This window comes from Dactylosporangium sp. CS-047395, from assembly GCF_050942185.1.
Classification (GTDB): domain Bacteria; phylum Actinomycetota; class Actinomycetes; order Mycobacteriales; family Micromonosporaceae; genus Dactylosporangium.
The window spans coordinates 1234480-1260777 of record NZ_CP192015.1 but is presented as its reverse complement, the minus strand read 5'-3'; the positions used below and the strand labels follow the sequence as shown (position 1 = coordinate 1260777).

Annotated in this window: 28 protein-coding genes and 1 tRNA gene; 18 read left to right on the top strand and 11 right to left on the bottom strand. The window is 71.8% G+C overall.

The genetic code is table 11. The features are described 5' to 3' along the window. The first annotated feature begins 24 nt into the window (after positions 1 to 24). Positions 25 to 1038 carry a sensor histidine kinase gene (locus ACQP00_RS05825; RefSeq protein WP_433215419.1) on the top strand — a complete coding sequence of 338 codons (1014 nt, stop codon included), beginning with the start codon at positions 25 to 27 and terminating at the stop codon, positions 1036 to 1038. After that, on the top strand, positions 1035 to 1673 hold the full coding sequence (locus tag ACQP00_RS05820) for a response regulator (protein ID WP_433215416.1): 639 nt from the start codon (positions 1035 to 1037) through the stop codon (positions 1671 to 1673). The genes ACQP00_RS05825 and ACQP00_RS05820 overlap by 4 nt, the downstream gene beginning before the upstream one ends. On the opposite strand, the gene ACQP00_RS05815 is transcribed toward ACQP00_RS05820, so the two are convergent. Further along, complete coding sequence (locus ACQP00_RS05815; protein WP_433056917.1) at positions 1656 to 1913, bottom strand: hypothetical protein; 258 nt, start codon at positions 1911 to 1913, stop codon at positions 1656 to 1658. The genes ACQP00_RS05820 and ACQP00_RS05815 overlap by 18 nt on opposite strands. Before the next feature lie 90 nt (positions 1914 to 2003). Between ACQP00_RS05815 and ACQP00_RS05810 the strand changes: the two genes are divergently transcribed. Beyond that, positions 2004 to 2291 carry a DUF4287 domain-containing protein gene (locus ACQP00_RS05810; protein WP_433215408.1) on the top strand — a complete coding sequence of 96 codons (288 nt, stop codon included), beginning with the start codon at positions 2004 to 2006 and terminating at the stop codon, positions 2289 to 2291. Between the two features lie 77 nt (positions 2292 to 2368). Here ACQP00_RS05810 and ACQP00_RS05805 read toward each other — a convergent pair whose 3' ends face one another. Together ACQP00_RS05805 and ACQP00_RS05800 are read right to left on the bottom strand one after the other, a co-directional pair. Next, positions 2369 to 4420 carry a cellulose binding domain-containing protein gene (locus ACQP00_RS05805; protein ID WP_433215405.1) on the bottom strand — a complete coding sequence of 684 codons (2052 nt, stop codon included), beginning with the start codon at positions 4418 to 4420 and terminating at the stop codon, positions 2369 to 2371. A gap of 215 nt (positions 4421 to 4635) precedes the next feature. Continuing rightward, on the bottom strand, positions 4636 to 5301 hold the full coding sequence (locus tag ACQP00_RS05800) for a DUF6882 domain-containing protein (protein WP_433215402.1): 666 nt from the start codon (positions 5299 to 5301) through the stop codon (positions 4636 to 4638). 130 nt (positions 5302 to 5431) lie between these two features. Here ACQP00_RS05800 and ACQP00_RS05795 point away from each other — a divergent pair, with 130 nt between their 5' ends. The 3 genes from ACQP00_RS05795 (at position 5432) to ACQP00_RS05785 (ending at position 8169) form a co-directional block, all read left to right on the top strand. Next, the gene (locus ACQP00_RS05795; protein ID WP_433215399.1) at positions 5432 to 7048 is read left to right on the top strand and encodes a methyl-accepting chemotaxis protein; all 1617 of its coding nucleotides are present in this window, start codon (positions 5432 to 5434) and stop codon (positions 7046 to 7048) included. Positions 7049 to 7201: 153 nt separating this feature from the next. Then, on the top strand, positions 7202 to 7948 hold the full coding sequence (locus tag ACQP00_RS05790) for a single-stranded DNA-binding protein (RefSeq protein WP_433215396.1): 747 nt from the start codon (positions 7202 to 7204) through the stop codon (positions 7946 to 7948). A gap of 148 nt (positions 7949 to 8096) precedes the next feature. Beyond that, positions 8097 to 8169 (top strand) — tRNA-Arg (locus tag ACQP00_RS05785). A gap of 63 nt (positions 8170 to 8232) precedes the next feature. On the opposite strand, the gene ACQP00_RS05780 is transcribed toward ACQP00_RS05785, so the two are convergent. Beyond that, on the bottom strand, positions 8233 to 8616 hold the full coding sequence (locus tag ACQP00_RS05780; protein WP_433215393.1) for a DUF3824 domain-containing protein: 384 nt from the start codon (positions 8614 to 8616) through the stop codon (positions 8233 to 8235). A gap of 154 nt (positions 8617 to 8770) precedes the next feature. Then, positions 8771 to 9319, bottom strand: a complete 549-nt coding sequence (locus ACQP00_RS05775; protein ID WP_433215390.1) for a hypothetical protein — start codon at positions 9317 to 9319, stop codon at positions 8771 to 8773. Between the two features lie 116 nt (positions 9320 to 9435). Between ACQP00_RS05775 and ACQP00_RS05770 the strand changes: the two genes are divergently transcribed. From ACQP00_RS05770 to ACQP00_RS05755, 4 genes are read left to right on the top strand one after another with little or no spacing between them, the layout of a single operon-like run. After that, positions 9436 to 9735: a hypothetical protein gene (locus tag ACQP00_RS05770; RefSeq protein WP_433215387.1), complete on the top strand. Its 300-nt coding sequence runs from the start codon at positions 9436 to 9438 to the stop codon at positions 9733 to 9735. Positions 9736 to 9741: 6 nt separating this feature from the next. Next, on the top strand, positions 9742 to 10452 hold the full coding sequence (locus ACQP00_RS05765; RefSeq protein ID WP_433215384.1) for a WXG100 family type VII secretion target: 711 nt from the start codon (positions 9742 to 9744) through the stop codon (positions 10450 to 10452). A 5-nt stretch (positions 10453 to 10457) separates the two neighbouring features. Continuing rightward, on the top strand, positions 10458 to 10895 hold the full coding sequence (locus tag ACQP00_RS05760; protein ID WP_433215381.1) for a hypothetical protein: 438 nt from the start codon (positions 10458 to 10460) through the stop codon (positions 10893 to 10895). Positions 10896 to 10897: 2 nt separating this feature from the next. Next, the gene (locus tag ACQP00_RS05755; protein ID WP_433215378.1) at positions 10898 to 11314 is read left to right on the top strand and encodes a YbaB/EbfC family nucleoid-associated protein; all 417 of its coding nucleotides are present in this window, start codon (positions 10898 to 10900) and stop codon (positions 11312 to 11314) included. Here ACQP00_RS05755 and ACQP00_RS05750 read toward each other — a convergent pair. The 3 genes from ACQP00_RS05750 to ACQP00_RS05740 form a co-directional block, all read right to left on the bottom strand. After that, positions 11298 to 12821, bottom strand: a complete 1524-nt coding sequence (locus tag ACQP00_RS05750; RefSeq protein WP_433215375.1) for a DUF2142 domain-containing protein — start codon at positions 12819 to 12821, stop codon at positions 11298 to 11300. The genes ACQP00_RS05755 and ACQP00_RS05750 overlap by 17 nt on opposite strands. Continuing rightward, positions 12776 to 14218: a DUF2142 domain-containing protein gene (locus ACQP00_RS05745; RefSeq protein WP_433215372.1), complete on the bottom strand. Its 1443-nt coding sequence runs from the start codon at positions 14216 to 14218 to the stop codon at positions 12776 to 12778. The genes ACQP00_RS05750 and ACQP00_RS05745 overlap by 46 nt, the downstream gene beginning before the upstream one ends. A gap of 69 nt (positions 14219 to 14287) precedes the next feature. Continuing rightward, positions 14288 to 15286: an NAD(P)H-dependent flavin oxidoreductase gene (locus ACQP00_RS05740; protein ID WP_433215370.1), complete on the bottom strand. Its 999-nt coding sequence runs from the start codon at positions 15284 to 15286 to the stop codon at positions 14288 to 14290. 97 nt (positions 15287 to 15383) lie between these two features. Here ACQP00_RS05740 and ACQP00_RS05735 point away from each other — a divergent pair, with 97 nt between their 5' ends. The 5 genes from ACQP00_RS05735 to ACQP00_RS05715 all read left to right on the top strand — a co-directional run bounded on the left by ACQP00_RS05735 (position 15384) and on the right by ACQP00_RS05715 (position 20634). Beyond that, positions 15384 to 16277: a helix-turn-helix domain-containing protein gene (locus ACQP00_RS05735; RefSeq protein WP_433215368.1), complete on the top strand. Its 894-nt coding sequence runs from the start codon at positions 15384 to 15386 to the stop codon at positions 16275 to 16277. Between the two features lie 57 nt (positions 16278 to 16334). Continuing rightward, positions 16335 to 17861 carry an alkaline phosphatase D family protein gene (locus ACQP00_RS05730; protein WP_433215365.1) on the top strand — a complete coding sequence of 509 codons (1527 nt, stop codon included), beginning with the start codon at positions 16335 to 16337 and terminating at the stop codon, positions 17859 to 17861. A gap of 8 nt (positions 17862 to 17869) precedes the next feature. Beyond that, on the top strand, positions 17870 to 19054 hold the full coding sequence (locus ACQP00_RS05725; protein WP_433215362.1) for a hypothetical protein: 1185 nt from the start codon (positions 17870 to 17872) through the stop codon (positions 19052 to 19054). A gap of 292 nt (positions 19055 to 19346) precedes the next feature. Beyond that, entirely contained in the window at positions 19347 to 20042 is a 696-nt protein-coding gene (locus ACQP00_RS05720; RefSeq protein WP_433215359.1) for a DsbA family oxidoreductase, read from the top strand. Positions 20043 to 20157: 115 nt separating this feature from the next. Continuing rightward, positions 20158 to 20634, top strand: coding sequence for a GNAT family N-acetyltransferase (locus tag ACQP00_RS05715; RefSeq protein ID WP_433215356.1), 477 nt, complete (start codon positions 20158 to 20160; stop codon positions 20632 to 20634). A gap of 48 nt (positions 20635 to 20682) precedes the next feature. Here the strand turns inward: ACQP00_RS05715 and ACQP00_RS05710 are convergent, their stop codons facing one another. Continuing rightward, the gene (locus ACQP00_RS05710; RefSeq protein WP_433215353.1) at positions 20683 to 21207 is read right to left on the bottom strand and encodes a hypothetical protein; all 525 of its coding nucleotides are present in this window, start codon (positions 21205 to 21207) and stop codon (positions 20683 to 20685) included. 168 nt (positions 21208 to 21375) lie between these two features. Between ACQP00_RS05710 and ACQP00_RS05705 the strand changes: the two genes are divergently transcribed. The 3 genes from ACQP00_RS05705 to ACQP00_RS05695 are packed head-to-tail and all read left to right on the top strand — an operon-like array spanning position 21376 to position 24210. Continuing rightward, positions 21376 to 22755, top strand: a complete 1380-nt coding sequence (locus ACQP00_RS05705) for a ferredoxin reductase family protein (RefSeq protein ID WP_433215350.1) — start codon at positions 21376 to 21378, stop codon at positions 22753 to 22755. Between the two features lie 35 nt (positions 22756 to 22790). Beyond that, on the top strand, positions 22791 to 23387 hold the full coding sequence (locus tag ACQP00_RS05700; RefSeq protein WP_433215347.1) for an FMN-binding protein: 597 nt from the start codon (positions 22791 to 22793) through the stop codon (positions 23385 to 23387). 49 nt (positions 23388 to 23436) lie between these two features. Then, on the top strand, positions 23437 to 24210 hold the full coding sequence (locus ACQP00_RS05695; protein ID WP_433215344.1) for an FAD:protein FMN transferase: 774 nt from the start codon (positions 23437 to 23439) through the stop codon (positions 24208 to 24210). A gap of 6 nt (positions 24211 to 24216) precedes the next feature. Here ACQP00_RS05695 and ACQP00_RS05690 read toward each other — a convergent pair whose 3' ends face one another. Together ACQP00_RS05690 and ACQP00_RS05685 are read right to left on the bottom strand one after the other, a co-directional pair. Beyond that, complete coding sequence (locus tag ACQP00_RS05690) at positions 24217 to 24567, bottom strand: DUF1801 domain-containing protein (protein ID WP_433215341.1); 351 nt, start codon at positions 24565 to 24567, stop codon at positions 24217 to 24219. A 62-nt stretch (positions 24568 to 24629) separates the two neighbouring features. Continuing rightward, a complete protein-coding gene (locus ACQP00_RS05685; protein WP_433215338.1) occupies positions 24630 to 26219 on the bottom strand; it encodes a serine/threonine-protein kinase in 1590 nt (529 codons plus the stop codon). Between the last annotated feature and the right edge of the window lie 79 nt (positions 26220 to 26298).

Genomic DNA, 26298 nt, shown 5'->3' with positions numbered 1-26298 from the left:
AGAGGCGACGCTACGATTCGAGGCATGCGGCGGGATTGGCTGGTCGCGGGCCTCTTCGCGGTCGCGGTCACGATCGGCGGGTGGCGCGCGGGGCTCGGCCAGGACGCGCCCCGGCCCCTCGACGCGGCCGGATTCGTGCTCATCGCCGTCGCCGCACTGGGACTCGCGCTGCGCGGCCGGCCGCCGATCGCGTTCGGCATCGCGGTCGGGGTCACCGACGCGTACCTCCTGCTCGGGTACCCCTTCGGCCCCATTCTGCTGACGATCGTCTGGGCGATGTTCGAGTACGCGCGGCGGCGGCCCCTGCGCGAGTCGGCCACCGCCCTCGCCATCGGCACCGCGGTCTCCACCGCCGCCGTGCTCCCGCGCATGTCGCAGCACCTGGACCTGCTGGCGTTCGGGCTGCTGCTCTGGTGCGCCTGCTGGCTGATCGTCCCCTGGTCGCTCGGCGCCCTCGTGTACGTCCGGCGGCAGGCCCGCGACCGTGAGCGCGACGAGCTCGTCCGGCGGGCGCTGCTCGAGGAGCGGATCAGGGTGTCCCGCGAGGTGCACGACGTCGCGGGGCACGGGTTCGCCGTGGTGGCGATGCAGGCCGGTGCCGCCCTGGTCGTGCTCGACGAGCAGCCGGCGCAGGCCCGGGAGGCGCTGCGGGCCATCCGCGACACCAGCCGTAAGGCGCTCGACGAGCTGCGGGCGGTGATCGAGAACATCGACTCGCCGGCCGACATCGAGGTGCTGGTCGAGCGGGTGCGGGCCGGCGGCGTCGACGTGGTGCTCGAGTACGACGGGCTGCCGGGCGCCAGTGAGCAGCAGCGCCGCATCGCGTACGAGGTGGTGCGCGAGTCGCTCACCAACGTGGTCAAGCACGCACCCGGGCAGGGCGCCGCGGTGACGGTGCTGGCGGACGGCGGCGAGGTGGCGGTCACCGTCGGCAACCGTGGGATCGGCGGGATGCGCGAGCGGGTGGAGGCCGCCGACGGCGTGTTCGAGGTGCGGGGCGGCGAGGCGTTCACGGTACAAGCGAAGATTCCGAAATGAACGGGCACATCCGCGTGGTCGTGGTCGACGACGAGGCGCTCATCCGCGGTGGACTGCGGCTGCTCATCGGGCGCGAACCCGACCTGGAGCTCGTCGGCGAGGCGGCGGACGGGGCGGCCGCGATCACGCTCATCGAAGCCACTCGACCCGATGTGGTGCTGCTCGACCTGTGTATGCCGGGGCTGGACGGGATCGCGGCCCTCGAGCGGATCCGCGGCCCGCGGGTCGTCGTGGTCACCACGTTCGAGACGGACGAGAACGTGTTCGCGGCGCTGCAGGCGGGGGCGGCCGGGTTCATTCTCAAGGACGCCGAGCCGGCCGAGCTCATCCGGGCCATCCGCGTGGTGGCGGGCGGCGAGGCGCTGCTCTCACCCTCGGTCACGCGCCGGGTGATCGCGCGGTTCGGGCGGGACAGCGGGCCGCCGGTCGCGATGGACCAGCTCACCGAGCGCGAGCGCGAGGTTGCGGCCTGGGTCGCCACCGGGCGGTCCAACGACGAGATCGCCGCCGCGCTGGACGTCAGCCCGGCCACCGTCCGCACCCACGTCGGGCGCGCGATGCTCAAGGTGAACGCGCGCGACCGCGCCCAGTTGGCGGTCATGGCGATCCGCGCGGGACTAAGCGTCCAGCACTAGCGCGATCCGGCGCAGCACCTCGGAGGCGGACTCGCCGGTCAGGCGCGTGTGGTCGAGCAGGATGAGCGCGGCCAGGTTGGTCATGCCGGTGAACGCGCGCCCGATGTCGGCCACCGCGTCCTCGTCGCCGATCATCTGCTGCAGGTACCCGCTGCGCGTCTCCGCGTCCTGAGGCGCCTGAAAGAGCAGGGTGAGCACCCCGATGGCGTTTCGGGTGTCGTCCACGCGGCGCGCATCCATGCCGCCAACAGTACGGGCGAAGAGGTTGTCGAAAACCGCGAGGCGAGTTCGACGCAGGGGTGAAGGCAACCGCTGACGAAGGAGACGGACATGTCGTTCCAGGCCTACATCGACGCGCTCGAGACCAAGACCGGCATGACCCCGCGGGCGCTGCTCGCCGTCGCCGCGACCCGCGGGTTCGAGGGGCCGCAGGTCAGGGCGGGCGCGGTGATCGAGTGGCTGCGGGAGGACTACGGCGTGGGGCGCGGGCACGCGATGGCCCTGGTCCACGTGATCAAGAACGGGCCGACGATCCCGGGCAAGCACGTCGGTACCACCGGCGTCCACCGCGACGCGTCCGACACCCTGTGGCTGGATGGCAAGGCGACGAGGCGCTAGCACCGGGTCGTGATCACCATCGGGCAGCGCGCGCCGCGGACCGGGGAAGGTCCGCGGCGCTCGGCTGTTCACCCGGTTCAGCTCACCGAGCAGAGGTTGCCGTTCAAGGTGAAGGCGATCGGCAGGATGTTCGGCCCGTTGTACGACGCCACGAAGCCGACGCTCGTGGTGGCGCCCGGGGCGAGGTTGGTGTTGAAGTCGGCCGGGGTCACGCGCACGGTCGCGCCCGTCTGGGTCCAGGTGCCGTTCCAGCCGCTGCCCACGCTCTGGTAGCCCGTCGGCCACGTGAAGGTGAGCGTCCAGTTGTTGATGGCGGCGGTACCGGTGTTCGTGATGTCGATGTTCCCGACGTACCCGTTGCCCCAGTCGTTCGCGTCGGTGAAGTGGATGCCGCAGGTGCTCGTGGCCGCGGCTCCGGTCGTGAATGTCAGCGGCGGCGACGACCAGCTCGCCCGGCCCGAGCCGTCACGTGCAACGACATTCACGGTGTACCGTGTGCCGGCCGTCAAATTCCGCGCGGTGAACGAGGTTCCGGTCGTCTCGCCGAGCTGCTCGGAACGCGCACCGACCTGGCGGTACACCTCGTACTTCACCCCCGCCTGCGCGGCCGGCCAGGTCAGCGTGGCCGTGCGGTCGGTGATCGCGCTCGCCACCGGTCGGCCGGGAGCCTTCGGGGCGCCCGCCGGCGACGTCGCCGGGTGCAGGGTGAGCACGGCCAGCGAGTACGGCGCCAGGGTCTGCGCCGCCGCCGTGCCCGACTGCGCACTGGTGATGCCGCTCGCCCCGTTGAGGAACGACTCGACCGTGGGCGCGGCCGACGAGGGGGTGTAGCCGTCGTACGCGATCTTCACCGCGTGGCTGGCGGCCGGGTCCATGTTCACCAGCAGCACCGTGAGGTCGCCGTTGGACCGGCGGGCGGCGTGCGCGGCGACGAGCGCGTTGTCGGTGCCGGCGCGGATCAGCTGGTCACCGGGGTGCACGAACGAGTGCATGAGCTTGAGCGCGTGGTAGGGCGCGAACGGCGTGTTCAGCGGCGGCTGGCACACCCCGTCGGCGTTGCAGTTGCCGCTGGACAGCATGCCGAAGTCGCCGTAGTCGGTCTGGCCGCCGACGGTCGAGACGGTGCCGATGCCGTTGTGCACGTCCCACCAGTCGACGGTGAAGACGCCGTTCTCGAGCATGCCGCTGTACGTCTGCGCGAGGAACAGCGCGCCCGGCTGCGTGTTCTGCCCGACGCCCACGTTCGTCTCGGTGAGGCTGATCCCGATCCGGCCGGAGTTGCTGCCGGCGTACTTCGCGATCTGGTCCTTCGCCGCGAACATGATGTCGTCGATCTGGGCCGGCTTGGTGAGCGAGTCGGCCTCGCCGTTGCCGCCTGGGTACCAGTGCAGGTCGACGAAGTCGATCGACGGCCCGGCGATGGACAGCACCACCTGGTTCCATGTGCCGGCGTCGCCCGCCCCGACCAGCCCGTCGGGCCAGTTGGCGGGCGTGGTGAGCACCGCGCCGACCTTGATGTTCGGGTCGACCGCCTTCATCGCCCGCGAATACGCCACGACCTCCTCGGCGTACTGCTTCGGGCTCTTGTCGGCGTGGTCGTCGGCCTCCCACGCGGTGCCGTAGTGGCCGTTGCCGTAGTTCTCGTTGCCGATCGTCCACCAGTTGGCGTGGTAGCCCTTGGTGATGTTCGCGTACCGCACCCAGTCCGCCGCCTCCTGCGCGGTACCCGTGCCGTAGTTCGCGATGATCATCGGCTGCGCCCCGACCCGCTGCGCGCCGGCCATGAACGTGTCGAAGTCGGTGTTCGGCGCGACGTACCCGCCGGGCGCGGTGTGCGTCTGCCAGTGGTAGATGTCGGCGTAGGAGCCGCCGGGGTACCGCAGCATCCCGACGCCGGCCGCGCCGAGCAGGTCGGACACGGCGGGCGTGCCGAGCTCCTGGTCCCAGATGGCGTGGTTGACGCCGAGCGCGGTGTCGGCCACAGTGGCCAGCCCCAGCTTCGTGTTGACGGTGACGTTGACGGGTGCGGGATCGGCGTACGCGCTGGACAGCGGCATGCTGCCCAGGGCACCGGCCGCGACGAACAGTGCGATCGCACCAGCGGCGCGGCGCACTGAACTCTGGGGCATGGCGGCGGACCTCTCGCTCGGGGAGTGAAACGCTTCGATCCGGAAGCTCCGTCCACCCCGCCCCGCCGGGCAAGCACCCGCCCGTCTTGTCGGCATTTGTCAACGCGATCGCGACGAACCTTTCATGCCGCCCGCCGCGAGGGTGGCGGGTAGCTGACGCGGCAACTATCATGGGGAGCGAGACCGGCATCTTCCCCCGTGGATGCCGGTCTCCTTTATCGGGCCAGGGTGCCGGCGATGTTGCTGATGCGGCCCTGGTTGTCGAAGGTGATGGTCAGGACCGTGTTCGAGCCGGGATCCTTGGCCTCCAGCGAGTCCGGCGACTCGTTGAGCTGCCAGCCCTGCTGGGTGAAGAACGACCTCGCCGTCACGCGGTGGTCCAGGGGGAAGGCCGAGATGACCTGCTGCAGGACCGTCAGGGCGCGTTCCGGGCGGACCGGGGCGGTGACCTCCGGCGGGGTGCCCTCCAGGTGGAAGAAGACCGCGCCGCCGTCATAGGGGCCGCGATAGTACGGGCGGCCGGTCAGGCTCGAAGCGACCAGCGCGAGGCGGTGGCCGTCGGCGACCGACAGCGGAAGGCTCGGCTCGGTGAAGGCGTCGACCTGTTCCTGCTGTCCGTACTCGCGCAGCCAGGTCGTCAGGTGGAGCAGGGCCGGGGGGATGTTGCTCGCCTCGTTGGCCCAGGCCCAGAGCCACGTCTGCGCCGGCTCGCTCTCGGTGCCGAGGAGCTGGACGCCGAAGGTCAGGTCGCTGCCGAAGGTGGCCTGGCCCGTGGTCAGGTCCAGCTGCCAGTCGCGGTCGCCCAGAAGGTCGGCCAGGGCCACCTGGCGGGCCATTCCGGTGGCCACGTGCTGGGCGAAGAGCTGCTCGAAGGTCGGCATCCGGCCAGTCTGCCAGCACTTCCGCGCGGCTGCCGGTTCGGGGACGGAGGCGGGCGGGGCGGGGGCACAGGCGGTACAAGTGCGGCCTGGTTTTGCTTCGGTTGCCACCCGCAACGCCGATAGGGCGGGCATGGACGCGCTGCGGCGGACGCGAGTCGTCACGCGACTGGTGGTCGGGTTCCTCGTGGTCGCGCTGTGTGTGGTCGGCATCTGGGTGTCGGCGATCGCGGCCGCCGGCGGGACGCGGGACACGGCGGATCGGCTGTCGGCGTCGCAGGCGCAGGTCGATGCCGCGCAGCAGTTGAAGTTTCGGATCACCGACGTGTCGGGGTGGCAGGTCGGGTACGCGTTCGACATCGTGCGCGGCGTGCCGGACGCGGCCGCTGACACCGCTGAGACGCGGGCCGCCTATCTGCAGGCCATGCGGGACTTCAGCGCCGAGATCGAGGCGATGGGCCGGCTGCCGTTGTCGGCCGGCGACCGGGCGGCGGTGGAGGGCATTCGCGCGGCGTACGCGCAGTACGTGGCCATGGACGACCGCGTGATCGCCGACTATCGCGCGGGGTCGGCGGCGCAGACGGACGCCGCGAACGACCTCATCACCGGTGAAGCGCTCGACGTGTACGCGCAGATGGCCGATCGGATCGACGCGCTCGTGGCCTCGGCGCAGCAGGCCGCGGCGGCCGCGCGGCGTTCGGCCGACTCGACGGCGAGCGGCACCAGGCGGCTGGCGAACATCGTCGGCGGGATCGCGCTCGGGCTCTCGATTCTCCTCGCGGTGGCGCTCTCGCTGTCCGTCCTGCGTCCGTTGCGCGCCCTGCACGATCGGCTCGCGGACATCGCCGAGGGCGACGGCGACCTGACCAAGCGGCTCGTGATCAGCGGGCACGACGAGTTCTCGGCCGTGAGCCGCGAGTTCAACACGTTTGTTGACAAGATCGCTTCGACGGTACGGGCAATCAGCGGTTCCGCCTCCACCGTCGCGGTCGCCAGTGAGCGGTTGACCGACACGTCCAAACGCATCATGGCCAGCGCGCAGGAGACGTCGGCGCAGTCCGGGTTGATCGTCGCCTCGGCCGACGAGGTCTCCGGCAACGTGCACACCGTGGCGAGCGGCGCCGAGCAGATGAGCGCCTCGATTCAGCAGATCGCCGGCACCGCGGCCGAGGCGGCCCGGGTCGGCGGGCAGACGACCGAGCTCACGCAGTCGGCGTTCGACCTGATCGGGCGGCTGTCGGGCTCCAGCCGGCAGATCGGCGACGTGGTCAAGGTGATCACCGACATCGCCGAGCAGACGAACCTGCTCGCGCTCAACGCGACCATCGAGGCGGCCCGCGCGGGTGCGGCCGGCAAGGGGTTCGCGGTGGTCGCCAACGAGGTCAAGGAGCTGGCCCAGGAGACCGGCCGGGCCACCGGCGACATCGCGGCCAAGGTGGCGAGCATCCAGAACGACACGAGCGCGGCGACGGACGCCATCAACCGGATCGTCGAGGTCACCGGGCGGCTCGGGGACTACCAGACCACGATCGCGGCGGCGGTCGAGGAGCAGACCGCGACCACGAACGAGATGACCCGCAACATCACGCAGGCGGCCGCCGGGTCGGCCGACATCGCGGCGAACATCTCCAGTATTTCCGCGAACGCCCGGGTCACCACCGACGGCGTGGAGGACACCCGCACGGCCGCCGAGGAGCTCGCCGCCATGAGCCGTGAGCTGCGCGGACTCGTCGGACAGTTCCGCGTCTGAGCCGGGGCACTTAACAGATCCTTCGCCGGTACGCCACCCCGTCCACAAGCACCCCGTTGTCCACAGATTCGGCGTCCGCGCGGAGCGGACCGGGGACCGTTGCGCGCACGCTCTCTCCCGACACTGCAAGGACATCGTGGAGGGAGATCGACCGTGTTCGAGACCATGGTCACCATCACCGGGAACGTGCTCACCCCGCCGGAGAGCCGCCGGGTCGTGGACCAGCAGACGCTCGTCACCCACTTCAAGGTGGCATCGACGTCGCGGCGCTTCGACCGGGCCGACACCCGCTGGGTGGACGGCGACAGCCTGCGGCTGCGGGTGAACTGCTGGCGGCAGCTCGCCGACAACGTGGCCCGCAGCGTGCAGCTGGGCGATCCGGTCATCGTGATCGGCCGGCTGTACAGCCGGGACTGGGAAACCGAGGACCACGTGCGGCGGGTGAGCTACGAGATCGACGCCCAGTCGGTCGGCCACGACCTCTCCCGCGGGCGGGCCAAGTTCGCCCGGGTCAGGGCCCTGACCGCGACCGACGCGCTCGACGACGACCGCAACGACGCGCGCCACGACGACCCGCCGACCGAGCCGGCCGACGAAATCAACGGCCTGCCCCGGCGCAAGGCGTACGACCCGGATCTCGGCGGCGTGGTCACGCTCATCGAGGACGGCGACCCGTTCGCCGAAGAGATCCTGGCCTCGCTGACCTCGGACGGCGACCTGGCCTCGGTCTTCGAAACGCCGGCCGCCACCGTCGCCGCCGCTCCCACCGAGATCACCGAGATCACCGAGGAGTCGGCGGACGAGGAAGTGGAGCCCGAGGACGACGAGGCGGAGCCGGAGGCTGGTCCCAGCCGCGCGAAGGCACGACGGCAGCGCCCCCGCGTGCCGGCGGGCGTCTGAGGACCGGCGACGGGCCGGGTCACGGCTTCCCCGTCCGCGGTGCCCGGCCCGTCGCCAACCTGGTTGCTTCCGAAGCGACGTGCATGCTGTTCTTAGGCAGGTCTTGAGCAAGCTCCCGCGAAGTGGCGGTAGCCTGTGCGACGACAATGCGCTCGTAGCTCAGTGGATAGAGCAGGGGACTTCTAATCCCAAGGTCGTAGGTTCGAGTCCTACCGGGCGCACTCGTTCTCCTTGCTGCGCTGGCCGGCGCGGCCGGTCCCGGGCGTCGCCCCGCGGCCCATGGCTCAGAAGCCGTGTCGGCGGTTCCAGCTCGAGATGTACCAGGCGTAGACGAGGTTCCCCAGGCCGGCGGTGCAGAGCAGCAGCACCACGTGCACGGCGAAGGACTGCCGGCGCCGGCCGCCGAAGCCGGCGATCGCGGTCGCACTGACCGTGTTGTTGATGACGATCTGCGGCGCGGGCGGCGGCGGGAAGCCGTATGACGCGGGCGGAGGCTGGAAGCCGTACGGCGCGGGCTGCTGCTGGGGATGGCCCGGAGCGGGAGCGGCGAAGGGGATGGCCACCGGTGCCTGGTACGGCGCCGGCACCATCGGCGGGTATTGCGCCTGCGGCGCCGGAGGGGCGAACGGCTGGGTCGGCGGCCCGCCGGGGACCGGGGGAACGGTCATTGGTGTCTCCTTGTGCGCAGCGTCGATCGACGACGCCGCCGTCGTTCAGTTGATCACGGTGGCGGCACTCTATCGGCTTTATCTGCATCGATTTAGTGCGGCCGAACACAGGGATTGATCCAGCACCGCCGACCCGGTCCGGGAGCCCGGCCGGTCAGGAACAGCGGCACGCTCCCTGCGCGCTCACGCGGACGCCGCAGGACGGGCAGTGGCCGGGCGGGGTGTTCGGGACGGAGGCCAGGGTGATCCCGCGCAATTGCTCGGCGACGGGTTCCGGCACGGGCTGGTGGGCGGGCCCCTTCGACGGTGCGATGTCCGGTCCGGGCGTTGCATCTCGTCGTTCCGGCACGACCGGCCGCCTGCCGGTCAACGCCAGGACGACGTGTGCGCGGCGGAAGTTGGCCCAGCCGCGCTCTCGGAGCTCCGCACTGAGCCGCTTGCTGCCCCACTCGGGGTTGGCGGCGCGCAGTTCTCGGACCGTCTCGGCGAACCGGTCGAATGCCTGGATGTCCGCGGTCGCGCCTCGTTGACGTGCCCGAACCTCATCGAGCGTGACGGCGGGGATCCGCGACTTGCGGTTTTTCGGGGATCGCCTGGCACCGGCCGAGCCGACCGGCCGGGAAACCCGCTCCTCCGGTGCCGGAGCCACCTGGGGATCGCCGGGTGCCCCGTCGAACATCGGCTTGTCCCGGCCGAACGTCATGTTCGATTGACCGTAGCTCCAGCGTGGCGCATCGCTGGTCGGGGGCACATGACGTTGATGGTTGTCAGTTAGGATTCCGCTGCGCCGAGTCGGGAGCGCTCGATGGAGGGGACCCTGTGGCACAGGACGTTCACGTGACCTCGAAGGCGATCCGCGCCACCGGCACCGCGCTCGTCGGGATCGCCAAGCCCGACCTGCAACGCATTCGCGACGAGGTGCCGGAGACGGCGGTGCCCTTTCCGTCGTTCGGGCTGATCGGGATCGGGTTCCAGGTCGCGCACGAGCGGGTGCAGGACTACGCCATGCAGTATCTCGAGGCGGCCGGCAAGCGGCTCGACGTCTTCGCCGACAAGCTCAACGAGGTTGCCCAAGGGTGGGAGCAGGCCGAGAGCGCCAACACGGTTCAGGTGCGGTGAGCGGCGATGGCTGAGTTCGTCCCGGTCCGGCTGCTCATCATGCTCGCGCTGGGCAACCTGACAGCGGCGTCCGCCATTGCGCGCACGCTGGCGCTCGCGATCATTTCGGCGTCGGCCGGGGTGGCCAATGTCGAAGGCATGCGGGACGCCGCCACCAAGTGGCAGGAGTTGGCCAATCAGGTCGAGCTCGTCAAGAAGGACGTCGGCAACGCGGTCGCCAATGCCAAGGAGGGCTGGATCGCGGACGATCGCGAGGCCTTCCTGCACGCCGTCGATCGGTATACGACCGAGTTGGACGATCTCAAGACGTACATGGCCAACGCCGGGCAGGCGGTGGACAAGGTGCATGACGTGTACAAGGTGCTGTGGACGACGCTGACCGCCATGAGTGTGGCGCTGCTGTCGATTTTGTTGATGCTGTTCGCGTTGTTCTTCGTGCCGTACGTGGGGCCGTTCGCGCGGGCCGCCGCCGAGGGGATCGGGACGACGGCCGCGCGGGCCATCGACTACATGGTCAAGGCGTCGGCGGCGCTGTTGTCGTCGCTCAGCGGGCTGGCGCTCGCCAGTGCCGCCGCCGGGTTCGCGGGGTTCGGGGTGCCGGAACCCACCGGGGGCGCTACCGGGCGGGAGGATCTGGAGCAGATCACGATCGACTACAAGGCGCCGGCGATCCGGGTGATTCCGAAGCGGGAGCTGCCGGGGCCGGTGACGCCGTGAGTGTGGTGCGGTTCGGGCCGTCGGGTGAGGCTCGGCTGCTGACCCGTTTCGTGCTCATGTGCGCGCCGCTGTTCCTGATCGAGTCCGTGTTCGGCGTCTATGTGGCCACCGGCGACCCCGATCTCTTCTGGCGTGTCCTGTCGACGCTGGCGATCGGGACCGGAGTGGTGTTCGCGCTGGTCGGACCGGCCGTGATCGTGATGGAGTCGCGGAGGGGGCGGTCGGCCGGCCCCGACGGCATCAAGCTGTTCGGGCGGACGCTGCCCTGGAGCGACATCACGAAGATCAGCCTGCACGCGGGCGTCAAGAACCGAGAACTGGTGGCCGCCTGGCCGCATGAGAAAGCCCCGGTGTGGCTGGGCGACGTCAAGCGCGCGAGTGTTCCGCGCGACGAGGCACTGCACATGCTCGAAGCATGGTCCGGGCGAAGGATCGAGGAGTAGCAGTGGACGATCTCGAGCGGCTCAGCAGTCTCAACGAGGAGCGGATCCGGCAGCTGAGCGGGCTGGAGGCGCGGATGCGCGAGCTGGCCGGAACCGGCGAGGCGGCCAACGGGCTGATCCGGGCCCGGGTCGACAGCGAGGCCGGGCTCAGCGGCCTGGTCATCGACCCGCGGGCGCTGCGGCAGGGCTCCGAAACCCTGGCCGAGCAGGTCATCGCGGCCGTCGGCGCGGCCAACGCCGACCTGCGTGCGCAGATCGACGAGGTCATGCGCGAGGCGCTCGGCGACGCGATGCCGAGCACCGACGTCGGCGACCTGCGGCGCTCCGCGAAGGAGCAGATCGCGCAGATCGAGGCGGGCTTCCGGCAGTCCATGGAGGGCATCATGGCCGACGTGGAGAAGCTCAAGCGGTCCGTCTGAGCACGACGACGCTCCGGAACAGCACGATCCGCGCCGGCGCCACCCCGGTGACCAGCACGGTCAGCAGCGTCAGGCCGCACGCCGTGGAGACCAGCGGCAGCAACGGGCCGGCCCAGGGGCGCCAGGCCGGGTTGAAGAGATCCAGGGAACCCTGGAAGCGGGTCATGACGAAGGCGAGCGCGTACAGGTGCAGCGCCGCCGCGATCGTCGCCGACGTCGCGCAGAACACGCGCAACCGCCTGCGCGCGGACAGGAAGCGGCCGAAGGCGGGCTCGCTCGCCGCGCACAACACCACGCCCACCGCGGCCGGCATCGCGTAGCGGCCCTGGGCGAACCAGCCCACCAGCGGCAGGTAGTGCACCTCCAGCGCGACCAGCAGGCCGAGGCACGCCGACCCGAGACCGGCGCAGGCCAGGACGGTCCGCGCGGGCGCGCGGAACAGGCCGCCGGCGACGACGACGGCCAGCAGGAGGTACCAAATGAGGATGACGAACGCGGGGCCGCGCGTCTCGCCGTAGCCGAACTGGGCGACGAACTGGTTGATGTAGAACGGCAGGCGGTGCGCGAGCATCTCGCCCAGAAAGCCCGGGAACGAGAGCTGCTGGGCGTCGCGCGCGACCGGGGCGACGTCGGCGAGGCGCGAGTACGCCATCCAGGAGACCGACACCGCCAGCCCCGCCAGCCAGGAGCCCAGCAGCGCCCGGACGGGGCGGCGGCGGGCCAGCGCGAGCAGCCGACCCTTGCGGGCCAGGAGCAGACCCGCGACCAGGACCAGCAGCAGGAGGAGCGGGCCCAGCTGGCGCACGGTGAGGAGCACGAACGACGCGGCGCCGAGCAGCCACACCAGCCGCCGCACGGCCACCGCGTCCAGTTCCTCGTCAGGCAGGCGCAGCAACGCGAGCAGCGCGCAGCACGCGGCCGCGCCCGCCGCGATCTCCAGGCCGTTGGGGTTGACCGAGCCGGCCAGGTTCGCGGCCGTCGGGGTGGCGGTGAGCACGACGGCGAGCGGGAGCAGGCGGCCGCGCAGGCGCCGGGCCGCGTTCAGAGCGCCGGCCAGCAGCGCCGCCGCGGCCAGGGCGGAGAGCAGGCGGGCCAGCACGATGCCGGTCATGTTCGGGGCGACGGCCAGCGGCGCGCCGACGAGCAGGTAGTACACGGGGCTGTAGCGGGCCGCGCCGCTCGGGGTGAGCCGGCGCTCGGGGTCCGCGACCCAGCGCTGGCACGCGGCCGGGCGGGCCGGGCGGGGCGACCAGGCGCAGTCGACGTTGCCGTTCGGCGGCAGCAGGGTGGCCGGGACCAGGAAGGCGGGCTTGGTGTCGCCGCGGCGGTCGACGACGGTGTGCGCGGGCGTCCACTGGCCGGTGACGACGGCGTACGCGCGGACGATGTGGTCCTTCTCGTCGTACGTCCCGTTGGCCGGCATGGCCAGTGCCCAGCCGGCGATGACGAGGAAGAACGCGGTCAGGTACTCCCAGAAGCGCTGACGCGGCGGCTCATACAACAACACGCACCTCCCAGGCCGAGCAGCAGCAGGACGAACGGCACCGCGAAGCCGCCCGGCGGGACCCAGATCGGCGAGCCCGGCGGGTGGGCCTGCTTGCCGGTCGAGTAGCCGATCAGCGCGACCCCGAGCGCCACCGTCTGGATCAGGGCCCAGACGCCGATCCCGGCCGCGTACGCGCGGCGCACCAGGCGCGCGTCGCCCGTCTCGCCGATCGCCCAGGCGGCCAGCAGGAACGCGCCCACCCACAGGGGCAGGAAGTAACGGCCCTGCATCCAGTACCCGACGATGCGGGACATCACGAGATCGGCCGCGATGCCGGCGGCCACGCACAGCAGCGGGACGGCGACGATGACCGCGGCGGTGCGCCGGCCCGCGCGGGCGAACCCGGCCACGAGCAGGCCGCCGGCGACCGCGGTCCACGCCAGATAGGCCCACTGCGGCATGCCGATGCTGCCGTAGCCGAACAGCCCGATGGTCTGCCGGAGCCAATAATCGATGTTGTACTGCACGATCGCCCGAACCACCGCGAGCAGCGGCTTGCTCACCGGCGTCGGCGCCGCCCCGAACTCCGCCACCCGCGAGAGGAACGTCCACGCGAGTGCCGCGACGGTCGCCCCGGCCACGACCAGCGCGGCGCGCGGAGGCCGGAGCTCGGGCCGTACACCAAAAGCGAAATGCACGACGAGAACGATCCCGGCGACGAGGACAAAGCCTTCCGGCCGCGCCAGGATCATCGCGACCGCGGCCAGCGCGCCGAACGCGGCGAGGCGGCGGCGGGCCCGCTCGTCCGGCTCGGCCTCGTCGCCGTACCGTCGCAGCAACACGATCCACAGCAGCACGGCGGCGTCGATGGTCAGACCGCTCGGATTGACCAGGCCGTTGAGCGCGAGCAGCATCGGCGAGGCCGCGAACAGCACGGCGAGCGGCACGAACCGGCGGCGGCGCAGGGGCAGGGCGAGGGTGACCGCGGTGGCCAGCAGCGCCGCGCAGAGCAGCGCGCTGACCAGCCGGGCGCCGATCACCCCGGCCATGTCCGGCCACGGCAGCAGCGGCCAGCCGACGAGCGCGTAATAGACCGGGTCGTAGCGCGCGGCCCGGCTGTGCACCGGCGCCGCGGTCCGGTCGGGCGGCGCCGCCCCCAGGCACGTCGCGGCCGGCGGGTTCGCGGTCATCATGCACGTCACGCCGGGCGGCACGAGGCTGCGCGGCACGACCGGGAACCCGCCGTCGTTGACGCCGCGGGCCGGCGCGACGAGCAGCTGCCCGCGCACCACCCCGGCCGCCCGCGCGACGTGGTCATGCTCGTCGTAGGCGCCGTTGTACGGGGTCGCGAACGCCCACGCGGCGCCGATCGCGAAGTACGCCAGCAGGCCGATCCACCAAACCCGGCGAGTGCCCACAGGGAAGGGACTCTGGTCGATTCCCCGGCGAAGCACGACCACGGGCGGCTGACGGTTGCGTGAACGGCGTCACCGCGCGCGATTGAGCAGGTCCTCCGCCTCCTTGGTCAGCGCCGCGATCACCTCGGCGGCGGGCAGGATCTCGGTCACCAGCCCGACGCCCTGCCCGGACAGCAGCGCCATCTCCTCCAGGTCGCCGGTCGTGGCGTCGCGCATCGGCACCAGGTTGGAGAAGCGGTGCATCGGCATCCGCCGCCCGCCCAGGACCGTCTCGCCGATCACCGGCAGCGGGGAGTCGGGGATGTCGTCGATGCGGTCGGCCCACTCGCGCACCACGCGGTTGCGCAGCACGCGCATCGGGTTGAACTGCGGGGTCTCCGGGCCGAAGAGCGACGTGCGCACGGTGTCCTCACCAGAAGCTTCCAAGAGCCTTCGCTTGTACTCCTCGTGCGCCCCCGATTCCGCCGTGGCCACGAGCCGCGTGCCGACCCAGGCGCCGTCGGCACCGAGCATGAGCGCGGCGGCCAGGCCCCGGCCGTCGGCGATGCCGCCCGCGGCGAGCACCAGGGCCCGGTCCCCCACGGCGTCCGCGACGAGCGGCACGAGCGCGAACAGCGGCAGCGTGGACGCGTTGTGCCCGCCCGCCTCCTCGCCCTGGGCGATCACCGCGTCCGCGCCGCCGTCGACCGCCGCCCGGGCCGCGGCGACCGAGCCGACCTGCTCGAAGACCTTGACGCCGGCCGCGTGCAGCCGGTCGATCCAGTCCTGCTTCGGGTGACCCCAGTGGAACGAGGCCACCGCCACCCGGGCCGCGCAGACCGCGTCGATCTGCTCGTCCGTGGTGAACACGGTGATGAAGTTGACGTTGAACGGGCCGGTCGTGCCGGCGCGGGTGCCCTCGATCGTCTGGGCCAGCGCGTCCGCGGGCATCAGGCCCACGCCGAGCGAGCCCAGCGCGCCGGCGTTGCACACGGCCACGGCGAGGTCGGGCGTCATGCCCACGAACGCCATGCCGGCCTGCGCGATCGGCGTGGTCAGGCCGAACGCTTCGGTGAAACGAGTCCTCATGCCATCACCGTGTCGGAAGGCCGTCGAAACCATGTTGCCGCCGGCGCAGCCGGACGTTGCATTGCGTGCAGGGACGCCTACCCGACAGGAGGAAGTCATGCGCTGGTCGACGGGGGACCGGGCGGCGGGCGAGCAGTTCGCATACTGGCGCGAGCTGATCTGCTCCGCCTTCCTCGCCCTGACGCCGGAGTCGGACCTGCGCGGCGGGTTCGCCGGCGAGGTGACGCAGTGGCCGCTCGGCGGGCTCGCGCTGGCGCGGATCGTGTCGCAGCGGCAGACGGTACGCCGCACCGAGGACGACATCGCCCGCTCACCGGTGCACGGCTTCTACGCCAACCTCCAGGTGCGCGGCACGAGCCTGATGGCCCAGGACGGCCGGGTGACCCTGCTGCGCCCGGGCGAACTCGGGCTGGTCGGCACGGACCGGCCGTTCCGCTTCGAGTTCGGCGCGGACTTCGAGCAGCTGTCCTTCTTCGTGCCCACCGCGCTGCTGCCGGGGAAGGTGCCGACCGCTGCCGCGGTGCCGACGCGCGGGGGCGTGGGCGCGGCGGTGCGGCTGGCGCTCGAGTCGGTGCCGAGCGTGGCGCGCCCGGAGCGGCTGGCGGTGCACGCGGCCGGGCTGCTCGCGGTGGCCGTCGATCCGGAGGTTCTTGCGCCGGTACGGTCCCCGCGCACCCACGCCGCCGCGCTCGCCGACATCGAGCAGCACCTGGGCGACGGCGACCTCTGCCCCGCCACCACGGCCGGGCGGCTCGGCGTCTCCGTGCGGTTGGTGCACGGGCTGTTCGCGCCGCAGCCCGAGTCGTACGCCGCGACGGTGCGCCGCCTGCGCCTGGAGAAGGCGTCCCGGGACCTGCGCGATCCGTCCCTGGCGCACCTGCGCGTCATCGACATCGCGACCGAGGCCGGCTTCGGCAACGTGGCGAGCTTCCATCGCGCGTTCCGCCGCGCGTTCGGGCGGACGCCGCAACAGGTGCGTACATATTCGTAGCCGTCTATCAAGCGGGCGGCCACGTGGTGTTCATGCGCGGACTCGATCGTGAGCCCCATGAATAGGCTCAGCCGCCGCACGTTCGTCCTCGGCGGTGCTGCCGTCGCCGGGGTCGTGGTAGCACCCCTGCAGAGCGCCAGCGCCGCCGTACCGTTCCCGTTCCAGCTCGGTGTCGCCTCCGGTGAGCCGGACGCCTCCAGCGTCGTGCTGTGGACCCGTCTCGCGCCCTCCCCGCTCAACGCCGACGGGCAGGGCGGGATGGCCAACGCCGACGTCGCCGTCGACTGGCAGGTCTCGACCACCAGCTCCTTCGCCTCGCTCGTGGCGTCGGGCACGGTGACCGCCAAGTACGCCGCGGCCCACTCCGTGCACGTCGTCGCCGGGGGCCTGCAGCCGGACGCGGAGTACTACTACCGCTTCCGCGCGCAGGGCCACATCTCGCCCGTCGGCCGGACCCGCACCGCGCCCGCGCTGAGCACGGTGGGCCGCGACTTCGTGATGGCGTTCGCCTCGTGCGCGCACTACGAGTCGGGGTACTACACGGCCTACCGCCGGATGGCCGACGACCGCCCGGACCTGATCCTGCACCTGGGCGACTACATCTACGAGGACGCCGCGACGGCCGGCTCGCTGCGCCAGCACGTGGGCAGCGAGATCGTGACGCTGGCGGACTACCGGCGGCGGTACGCGCAGTACAAGTCCGACCCCGACCTGCAGGCCGCGCACGCCATCGCGCCGTGGCTGGTCGTGCCGGACGACCACGAGGTCGAGAACAACTACGCCAACATGGTGCGCGCGGACAGCAGCCCGGCGCTGACCACGGCCCAGTGGACGGCCCGGCGCACGGCCGCGTACCAGGCGTACTACGAGAACATGCCGCTGCGCCCGGCGAACATCAACAGCGGCAACAGCATCGCGCTGTACCGCCGCGTGCGCTGGGGCCAGCTCGCCGTGTTCCACATGCTCGACACCCGGCAGTTCCGCAACGACCAGGCCTGCGGCGACGGCTGGAAGGTGTGCTCGGACGCCGACCTGGCCAGCCGCAGCCTGCCCGGCACCGCGCAGGAGTCGTGGCTGCTCGACGGCCTCGGCCAGCACCTGGGGCAGTGGGACATCATCGGCCAGCAGGTGTTCTTCGCCCGCCAGTACGACGCCTCCGGGGCGAGCAACATGGACGCCTGGGACGGCTACCGCGCGTCGCGGGCGCGCATCCAGCAGGGCTGGGTCGACCGTGGCGTGCGCAACCCGCTGGTGCTCACCGGCGACGTGCACGCGTCGTGGGCGAACAACCTCAAGGCCGACTACGCGAACGCGAACTCGGCGACCATCGGCACCGAACTGGTCTGCACCTCGATCACGTCGGGCGGCAACGGTACGGCCGACACGGCCATCCCCAACGCCGGCACCAACCCGCACCTGAAGTTCTACTCCAACCGGCGCGGCTACGTGCGCACGAAGATCACGCAGGCCCAGGTGACGGCCGACTTCCGCGGCGTGTCCACGGTGACCGAGCACGGTGCGGCCGCCAGCACGCTCAAGTCCTTCGCCATCCTCGACGGCCGTCCCGGCCTGCAAGCGATCTAGGGGTACCGATGCAGGCTCTTCTTGCTCTGGCTCTTGCCGCCGCGTCGCTGACGTGGACGACGGCGAACAGCACCGCCACCGGCGATCAGGACACCTCGGCCATCGCGGCCAACCGCAACGGCCAGGTCGCCGTGGTGTGGGAGGACGACCGGGACGACACCGCCCCGGAGAACAACAGCCACTCCGACATCTGGGTCCGGATGTTCACCAACGGGGTGTCGAAGTACGAGGTCAAGCTGTCCGCCGGCGGCAGCTCGAACTGGACCCACCTGTCGCCCGACGTCGGCCTCGACGACAAGGGCAACGCGGTCGTGGTGTGGGCCGAGGACGGCGACGGCAACGGGGTGTTCAACATCCAGTACCGCGTGCTCTCCCCGACCGGCACCGTCTCCGCGTCCGGCCGGGCCAACGCCGACACCGCCGGCGACCAGATCCTGCCCAAGGTCGCGGTCGACCCGGACGGCGCCCCGACCAGCGGCGCGGTCGCGTTCACGGTGGCCTGGGAGGACATCCAGGGCAGCACCTACACGGTGAAGGCGGCCGGCTACACCGGCCCGACCACGAAGGCCTACGAGGTCTTCGCGTCGCAGCAGACCGGCCAGCACCACCGCCCGGACGTGGCCGTCTCGGCGTCGGGCGACGCGCTGGTCGTGTGGGACGAGGACGCCGACGCCAACGGCTACTACAACATCGGCCTGGTCGGCCTGGCCAAGTCCAACGGCGCCGTCAACCTGTCCCGCCGTACGGCCAACAGCCTGGGCGACGGCCAGCAGCGCCACGCCGCGATCGCCGCCAACTTCACCGGCGACTTCACGGTCGCGTGGGAGTCCGACCACACCGGTACGGCGGGCGTGTGGACCCGTTCCTTCGCACCCGGCGCGGTGGCCCGGTCCACCGAGGTCCTCGTGGCCAACGGCGGCACCAACCCGGCCATCGGCATCGACGGCCAGGCCAACGCCTTCGTCACCTGGTCGGCGACGGAGCAGTACGGCCGCGGCTTCAACCCGGACGGCACCACCGCCGGCCGCCTGGCCACGCAGGTGCTCACCCAGACCACGACGGGGCGCCAGGAACAGACGGCGGTCGCGGTGGACAACTGGGGCGCCTTCACGGTCGCGTACACGGACGACAACGACGGCAACACGTTCGACCAGGTCCTGCTGGCCTGGGGCGGGATCAACGCCGACTGGTAGGCCTTCTGCGGGTTCGACGCCGGCGGTGCTGCACCGTCGGCGTCGAACCGTGGTCGTGCCAGGCCTGGGCCGACTCGATCGCGGGCAGGTCCAGGCACGGCCCGCGCAGCGGAGCCAGGATCAGGGCGGCCACGGCGGCCCGCCGACCACGCCGACGCCGAGATCGCGTTGGGTCCACGAGATGTCGGGCGCTTCGCTAGCCCGACATCTCGGACATTTCACGATATTACGTGAACCCTTGGAAGAGGTATTGTTGAAGCGTCAATGAGCTCGTTTGAGGGAGTGCGTGCACATGATCCAGGTCGAGGTCTGGTCGGACATCGTCTGCCCGTGGTGCTACATCGGCAAGCGGCGCCTGGAGCGGGCGCTGGCGAACTTCAAGGGCGACGAGGTCTCCGTGGAGTGGCGCAGCTTCCAGCTCGATCCGTCCACCCCGACCGGCGACTCGCGCACCGTCGGTGAGTCGCTCGCCGCGCGCAAGGGCATGTCGCTCAGCCAGGTCAAGGGCATGTTCGCGCAGGTGACCGCGATCGCCGCCGAGGAGGGCCTCGCGTACGACTTCGATCGCGCCCGCACGGCCAACACGCTCGACGCGCATCGGCTGCTGCACTTCGCCAAGGCGCACGGGCGGCAGGGTGAGGTGAAGGAGCGGCTCATGCACGCGTACTTCACCGAGGGCGCCGACGTCGGGGACCACACGGTGCTGGCCTCGCTCGCCGCGTCGGCCGGGCTCGACGAGGTGGCGGCCAAGCAGGCGCTCGCCGACGGGTCCTACGCGGACGAGGTGCAGGCGGACATCGCGCAGGCCCGGGAGTACGGCATCAGCGGGGTTCCGTTCTTCGTCTTCAACCAGCGGCTCGGGGTCTCCGGCGCGCAGCCGCTCGAGGTGTTCCAGCAGGCCCTGGCGCAGTCCTCGCTGACGCTGCTGAAGGCGCCGGCCGCGGACGCCGGCTCGGGTGCGTGCACGGACGACTCCTGCGCCATCTGAGGCGCGCAATCTTAGGCCCCGCGGGCGAATCGTCAAGTTGTGCGTACGCAGCCATGAATGTGAATGACTAGTTTCCGGCAGGCACGCTTCGGCCCTGCGGTTCTACGCTGCACTCATGACCGCTGATGTTCTGCACAGCTACCGGATGCAGGTCGCCCGTGGGGTGCGCAGGCTCTCGCCTGACGACACCGAGCAGGTCGCCGCGCTGCTGGAGAGCGACGGCCACCCGCAGGCCGAGACGAACGTCGCGGAGCGGCTCCAGCGCTGGTGCGAGCACCCGGACGGGGCCGCGTTCGTGTGGGACGAGCGCGGCCACCTGCTGGGTGTCATCGCCGCGCACGTGATCCCCTCGTTCGAGGTCGACGGGGCGTGGCTGCGCATCGTCGCGCTGGCGGTGGACGAGTCGGCGCGCGGGCGCGGGATCGGCACGAGCCTGGTCGCCGCGGCGGAGACGTTCGGGCTGCTGCGCGGGTGCGCGAGCGTGGAGGCGACGAGCCTGCGCACGCGCGAGGGGGCGCACGCCTTCTACCGGGCGCTGGGCTACCAGGACCGGACGGACGCGGCTGGGCGGTTCCAGCGGCGCCTCCCCTGACGCGGCCTATGTCCGTTACGTGAGTTCGTGCGGGCGGAGGAAAACAAGTCAGGCGCTGAGCCGGGCCCCGACGGCCGTCGCGACCTTCACCAGCCCGTCCTCGGCCCCGCCCGGCAGGTCTCCCCCGGCCAGGTTCACGACCGACAGCACCACGATGAGGTTGCTCACCCGCATGCTGATGATCTGGGGCGCCCCGATCGCCTGGGTGCGCTGCCGGATCGCCTGGTCCCCGACCCCCTTGAGGGTCTCGGTGTCCCCGCCGCCGACCGCGGTCAGATAGCGGGACGCCAGCTCCGGACCGCCCACGGTGCCCCGCTTGGTCACCAGGGTGTACCCCACGTTGACCTGCACCTGCCCGTCCGTCGCCGTGCAGTTGTCGCCGTCGCTCTCGACCTTGGCCGCCGCGACGACCGGGGCGAACGTGGCCGGTTCGAGCACCCCGCAGCCGGGCACCGCGCCGAAGCGGCCGGCCTCGGCGAACGCGCCCAGCGAGTACGCCATGCCGAAGCCGGTGGCCGCCACCGACGCGAGCACCGCCGCCGAGATCAGGACAATTCGCCAGAGCCGCTGCATCGCAGCAGTCTACGGGTCGCGAAAATGTCGTACCGGCGTGCGAACATGAGCACCGCTCGCGCAGCTTGTGGGCAACCTGAAGTCCCGATTAAGCCCGTGGCCTGCTGGCCGAGGGCCCTGGTATCACCGATGGCAGTGGAACCCCATGCACCGTACGCAGAGACAACGATGACCGTCCCGAGACAGCGCCCGGCCGGGCAGCTCACCGCACCGCAGGCCCGGCCCGTCGAGCACAACAACGCCGGACGGTTCCTGCTTCGTACCCTCTTCTGGGGCGGCCTCGCGCTCGCGGTGCTGCCCTGGTGGCTCGGCACGAAGACCGGCTCGATCGACACCACGGCCGAGGTGTTCCAGGCCGCCGGCCGGGTCACCGGGCTGGTCGCCGGCTATCTGCTGCTGATGCAGGTGGTCCTCATGAGCCGGCTGGGGTTCCTGGAGCGCTGGATCGGCGCCCGCCACCTGGGCCTCTGGCACCGCGAGCTGGGCGGCTCGGTCCTGGTCACGATCCTCGGCCACGCGGCGCTGATCACGATCGGCTACTCGTACGCGGACAACGTGTCGTTCACCAGCGAGCTGGGGACGCTGCTGACCGAGTACTCCGACATGGTCACGGCCTTCATCGCCGCCGGCATGCTGGTGTGCATCGGGCTGCTGAGCATCCGGGCCCTGCGCCGCGCCCTGCCCTACGAGCTGTGGTACTTCCTGCACCTCAGCGCCTACCTGGCGCTGCTGCTCGGCTTCGCCCACCAGTTCTCCAACGGCGCCGAGCTGTTCCGCCCCGGCCTCGGCCGCACGGTGTGGATCGGGTTCTACGTCGTCACCATCGCCGCGGTCGTGCTGGGCCGGATCGTCGGCCCGCTCTGGCTCAACCTGCGCCATCGCCTGCGCGTCGCCGACGTGGTGACCGAGGGCCCGGACATGGTCTCGATCTACATCACCGGCGCCCGCCTGCACGACCTCGACGCCCAGGCCGGCCAGTTCTTCCGCTGGCGCTTCCTGGGTCGCGGGCTGTGGTGGCAGGCCCACCCGTTCTCCCTCTCGGCCGCCCCGAACGGCCGCTGGCTGCGCCTGACGGTCAAGACGGTCGGCGACCACACCCAGCAGCTGCGCGACATGCGCCCGGGCACCCGCATCTTCGTCGAGGGCCCGTGGGGCGACTTCACCGCGAGCCGCCGGGTCAAGCAGCGCGCCCTGCTGATCGCGGCGGGCAGCGGCATCGCCCCGATCCGGGCCCTGCTGGAGGAGCTGCCGCCGGGCGCGATCGTCATCTACCGCGCGAGTGCCGTGCACGACCTGCACCTGCGCCACGAGCTCGAGCACCTGGCCGAGCTCCGCCACGCGCAGCTCTGGTTCGTGGTCGGCGACCGGCGCGCACCGGGACCGCGCCGCCTGTTCACCCCGGGCGGCATGCGGGAGCTGGTGCCGGACATCTCCGAGCGCGACGTGTACCTCTGCGGCCCCGACGGCCTGATCCAGCAGTCCCTGCACGTGCTGAGCCGCCTGCGCGTCCCCCGGCGCCAGGTGCACCTGGACCCCTTCGAGCTCTGACCCCTCTTCACCGTTTCAAGGAGTTGGACCCCAAGATGCGACGCGCCCTGATGGCCCTCATGGGTACCGCGGCGGGCACCGTGCTGCTCGTCGGCACCAAGGCGGGGTTCAGCAGCCCGGCGAGCGACGCCGCGCCGCAGCCACGGGCGGCGGAGAGCCCGATCCCCGGCGCGTCCCCGGCCCCGGCGGACGCCGCCGCGCCGCCGGCCGGCAACCAGTCGGGCGTGCCGGCCCCGGGCAACACCCCGACCGCCGGCACCAGGACGACGACGGCCCCGGCGGGCACCAAGACCACCGCCCCGGCCTCGAAGCCCACCACGACGGCCCCCAAGGCGCCGCGCACCACGATGAAGGACGGGACCTTCAACGGGAATCCGATCTACGTGGAGTACGGCAACGTCGAGCTGTCGATCGTCGTCTCCGGCGGCAAGCTGACCGACGTCAAGGTCCTCGACGCCCCCAGCGAGCACTCCCGGTCGGTCCAGATCAACAACACCGCGCTGCCCAAACTGCGCTCGGAGGCCCTCGCCGCCCAGAGCGCCGACATCGACTCGGTCTCGGGCGCGACGTACACCAGCGGCGGGTACAAACTCTCGCTCCAGTCCGCCATCGACCGCGCCTTCCAGGCCTGATCCCGCCGCCGGCTGGGTATCACCAGGACATGACGGCCGGAGCGCGACGATGACGCACAGCCTCGTGCGGGTCGAGCACGTGATGGGGATGGCGGTCAGCCTCGACCTCGACGACGACCTGCCGGTGTACGAGCTCGAGCGGCTCGCCGACGGCGTGTTCGACTGGTTGCGGGAGGTGGACCGGATCTTCAGCACCTACAAGCCGGAGAGCGAGATCAGCCGCCTCGCCCGCGGGGAGCTGCGCCGGGAGGAGTGCTCGCCGCTCGTCGGGGAGGTGCTCGACCGCAGCGCGGAGCTCTGGGACGAGACGGGCGGGTACTTCGACATCAACGCCGGCGGGGTGCTCGACCCGTCCGGGTACGTGAAGGGCTGGGCCGTCCAGCGCGCCTGCGACCGCCTGCTCGCGGAGGGGTCGGCCAATCACTGCCTCAACGCCGGCGGCGACATCTTCGTGCGCGGGGCGCCGCGCGGGCGGGAGCGCTGGCGGGTCGGCGTCCGCCACCCGTGGGAGGCGATGGCCGTGGCCTGGGTGCTCGAGGTGACCGACACCGCGGTGGCGACCTCCGGCACGTACGAGCGGGGCCTGCACGTCCTCAACCCGTTCACCGGCGCGGCCGTCGACGAGCTGCGCTCGGTCACCGTGGTGGGGCCCGAGCTGGGCACCGCCGACGCGTACGCGACCGCGGCCCTCGCCATGGGGCTGGCCGGCATCGACTGGCTCGCCGCGCTGCCCGGCCACGAGAGCGCGGTCATCACGGAGGACGGGCGGGCGCTGCGCTCGGACGGCCTCCCGGTCGTACCGCCGAAAATCGCCCAGCCCTGACCGGCCTCAGGCGACCGCCAGGTCCAGGTATTCGATCAGATGCTCATGCGTCGGGGCGCTCTCGTCGGGCTTGAACCGCAGGTAGCGCAGCCGCCGCCCGGTCCCCTCCAGCAGCCCGTGCGGATCGGGCAGGTCGGCCCCGTGCTCGAACCCGACCGAGACGCTGTCGGCCCCGGGAAAGACCGCCGCGATGTACCCCCGCGACGGGTGGTGAAAGCCCAGCCCGTGCCACCCCCGGTAGACCCGCTCCGTCAACTCCGGCCGCGCCGCCAGGATCACCTCGCGCAGGTGCCGGGTCAGCGCGCCGATGCTCGCACAGTGTTCTTCCAGCAACTCGTCCAAATCCTCCCCCGCCATGCCCACACCTCACCACACAGGTACGACATTTTCGGGCCGGATTTCCCGGTGGCCGGGACGGGCTACCAGTCGAACTCGACGCCGCGGACCTCGCCGCCGGGCAGGAGGGCACGGTTGGTGTACACCCACTTCTCCGACACGACGTAGCGGTGGCCGCGGGGCAGCTTGGCCTCGAAGGGGCCGCAGTCGTGGTCCGGGGCGAAGTCGGTGAACATCAGGCCGCTGCACGTGTGCGGGCCCTCCACCGGCCTGAGCGTCTCGGCGTCCAGGATCGACATGCTGATGTCGGCCTGGATGGCGGGGAGGCTCTGCATGTGGCCGATGAAGCGGACCCGGTCGGTGCCGATGAAGTGGCACGGGCGGGCCAGCGCCGGGTGGCCGAGGTCCCAGGAGTACTGGTCGGCGCAGATCTCCGGGCCGAACGCGTCCGAGCCCTCGACCTGGGGACCGGCCGGCTGCGACGGGCCGGCGGCGCTCTTGTCGCCGGCCCGCAGCGCTCCGGGGCTGCGGCTCGGGCCGGCCTGGGCGCCCGCCGTGCGGGACGGGGCGGCGGCCGGGGGCGCGGCGTGGGCGGGCGCGGTCTGGGCGCCCTCGGTGGTGCCGTTCGCCCCGCCGCGGTGCAGGTACTGCCACGCCGGCACCGCGAGCAGGATGAGCACCGCCACGACCACGGCCAGCAGGGCGGTGCGGGAGGTCGCCGGGGACGTGCGCGGCTGCGGCAGCGGCGGCTGGATGGTGGTCAGCCGCTCCTCGACCGGCTGCGGCGGGAGCGCGGGCTCGTCGGCGGTGCGGCGGGCCACGGCGCGCAGGGAGATGGCGAGCTCGCGCGCGGTCGGGCGGCGGCTGGGGCGCTTGTCCATGCACTCCAGCACGACCTGCCACACGGCGTCGGGCATGCCGGGGACGCGGCGGGGCGACTCGTCGACGTGGCGGCGCAGGATGGCCCAGGCCGGGCCGCCGGCGTAGGTGGGGCGGCCGGTCGTGAGCTCGAAGAGCACCACGCCCAGGGCGTAGATGTCGGCGGCGGGGGCGGGGCGGCCGCCGTACACGGCCTCGGGGGCGACGTAGTTCGCGGTGCCGACCAGCGCGCCCGGCGTCGTCATGCTCGGCGTGTCGAGGACCCGGGCGATGCCGAAGTCGGTGAGCCGGCAGTGCAGCCCGCCGTCGACGCGGTCCAGCAGGATGTTGTCCGGCTTGAGGTCGCGGTGCACGACGCCGCGGCGGTGGGCGGCCGAGAGGGCCTCGGCGACCTGGGCCAGCAGGGTGGCCGCCTCGGCCGGGGCCAGGGTGCCGCGCTCGTGCAGGTAGTCGCGCAGGCTGCCGCCCTCGACCAGGTCCATCACCAGGCCCAGCGAGGTGCCGACGGTGACCAGGTCGCGGACCCGGACGATGTGCGGGTGGCGCAGCATGAGCAGGATCGCGCGCTCCTGCACGAACCGGTTGACCGCCTTGGGCTCGGACATGAGGTCCTCGCGCAGCAGCTTCACCGCGACCTGTTCGTCACCGGCCAGCGCGCGGGCCCGCCACACGGTGCCGGTACCGCCGCCGCCGATCGGCTCGACCAACTCGTACGCGTCACCGATCCGGTAACCGGTCAGGTCACCGCTGTGGTGGGCGTCGGTGTCGTAGCGCGCTTCGGGCGGAGTACGCATCGCGCTATTGGTACAGAATGCAAGATGAAGGTCACAAGCTGTACCAGGAACTACGCCCCCCAAGAGGGACCCGCCCGCC

What these genes read in the sequence shown, in the direction of transcription:
- ACQP00_RS05805 (WP_433215405.1), bottom strand. Translation starts at nt 4,420, where the DNA reads ATGCCCCAGAGTTCAGTGCGCCGCGCCGCTGGTGCGATCGCACTGTTC.
- ACQP00_RS05705 (WP_433215350.1), top strand. Translation starts at nt 21,376, where the DNA reads ATGACCGTCCCGAGACAGCGCCCGGCCGGGCAGCTCACCGCACCGCAG.
- ACQP00_RS05685 (WP_433215338.1), bottom strand. Translation starts at nt 26,219, where the DNA reads ATGCGTACTCCGCCCGAAGCGCGCTACGACACCGACGCCCACCACAGC.
- ACQP00_RS05810 (WP_433215408.1), top strand. Translation starts at nt 2,004, where the DNA reads ATGTCGTTCCAGGCCTACATCGACGCGCTCGAGACCAAGACCGGCATG.
- ACQP00_RS05815 (WP_433056917.1), bottom strand. Translation starts at nt 1,913, where the DNA reads ATGGATGCGCGCCGCGTGGACGACACCCGAAACGCCATCGGGGTGCTC.
- ACQP00_RS05725 (WP_433215362.1), top strand. Translation starts at nt 17,870, where the DNA reads ATGCAGGCTCTTCTTGCTCTGGCTCTTGCCGCCGCGTCGCTGACGTGG.
- ACQP00_RS05765 (WP_433215384.1), top strand. Translation starts at nt 9,742, where the DNA reads ATGGCTGAGTTCGTCCCGGTCCGGCTGCTCATCATGCTCGCGCTGGGC.
- ACQP00_RS05825 (WP_433215419.1), top strand. Translation starts at nt 25, where the DNA reads ATGCGGCGGGATTGGCTGGTCGCGGGCCTCTTCGCGGTCGCGGTCACG.
- ACQP00_RS05795 (WP_433215399.1), top strand. Translation starts at nt 5,432, where the DNA reads ATGGACGCGCTGCGGCGGACGCGAGTCGTCACGCGACTGGTGGTCGGG.
- ACQP00_RS05715 (WP_433215356.1), top strand. Translation starts at nt 20,158, where the DNA reads ATGACCGCTGATGTTCTGCACAGCTACCGGATGCAGGTCGCCCGTGGG.
- ACQP00_RS05710 (WP_433215353.1), bottom strand. Translation starts at nt 21,207, where the DNA reads ATGCAGCGGCTCTGGCGAATTGTCCTGATCTCGGCGGCGGTGCTCGCG.
- ACQP00_RS05690 (WP_433215341.1), bottom strand. Translation starts at nt 24,567, where the DNA reads ATGGCGGGGGAGGATTTGGACGAGTTGCTGGAAGAACACTGTGCGAGC.
- ACQP00_RS05775 (WP_433215390.1), bottom strand. Translation starts at nt 9,319, where the DNA reads ATGACGTTCGGCCGGGACAAGCCGATGTTCGACGGGGCACCCGGCGAT.
- ACQP00_RS05820 (WP_433215416.1), top strand. Translation starts at nt 1,035, where the DNA reads ATGAACGGGCACATCCGCGTGGTCGTGGTCGACGACGAGGCGCTCATC.
- ACQP00_RS05740 (WP_433215370.1), bottom strand. Translation starts at nt 15,286, where the DNA reads ATGAGGACTCGTTTCACCGAAGCGTTCGGCCTGACCACGCCGATCGCG.
- ACQP00_RS05695 (WP_433215344.1), top strand. Translation starts at nt 23,437, where the DNA reads ATGACGCACAGCCTCGTGCGGGTCGAGCACGTGATGGGGATGGCGGTC.
- ACQP00_RS05730 (WP_433215365.1), top strand. Translation starts at nt 16,335, where the DNA reads ATGAATAGGCTCAGCCGCCGCACGTTCGTCCTCGGCGGTGCTGCCGTC.
- ACQP00_RS05800 (WP_433215402.1), bottom strand. Translation starts at nt 5,301, where the DNA reads ATGCCGACCTTCGAGCAGCTCTTCGCCCAGCACGTGGCCACCGGAATG.
- ACQP00_RS05780 (WP_433215393.1), bottom strand. Translation starts at nt 8,616, where the DNA reads ATGACCGTTCCCCCGGTCCCCGGCGGGCCGCCGACCCAGCCGTTCGCC.
- ACQP00_RS05735 (WP_433215368.1), top strand. Translation starts at nt 15,384, where the DNA reads ATGCGCTGGTCGACGGGGGACCGGGCGGCGGGCGAGCAGTTCGCATAC.
- ACQP00_RS05720 (WP_433215359.1), top strand. Translation starts at nt 19,347, where the DNA reads ATGATCCAGGTCGAGGTCTGGTCGGACATCGTCTGCCCGTGGTGCTAC.
- ACQP00_RS05700 (WP_433215347.1), top strand. Translation starts at nt 22,791, where the DNA reads ATGCGACGCGCCCTGATGGCCCTCATGGGTACCGCGGCGGGCACCGTG.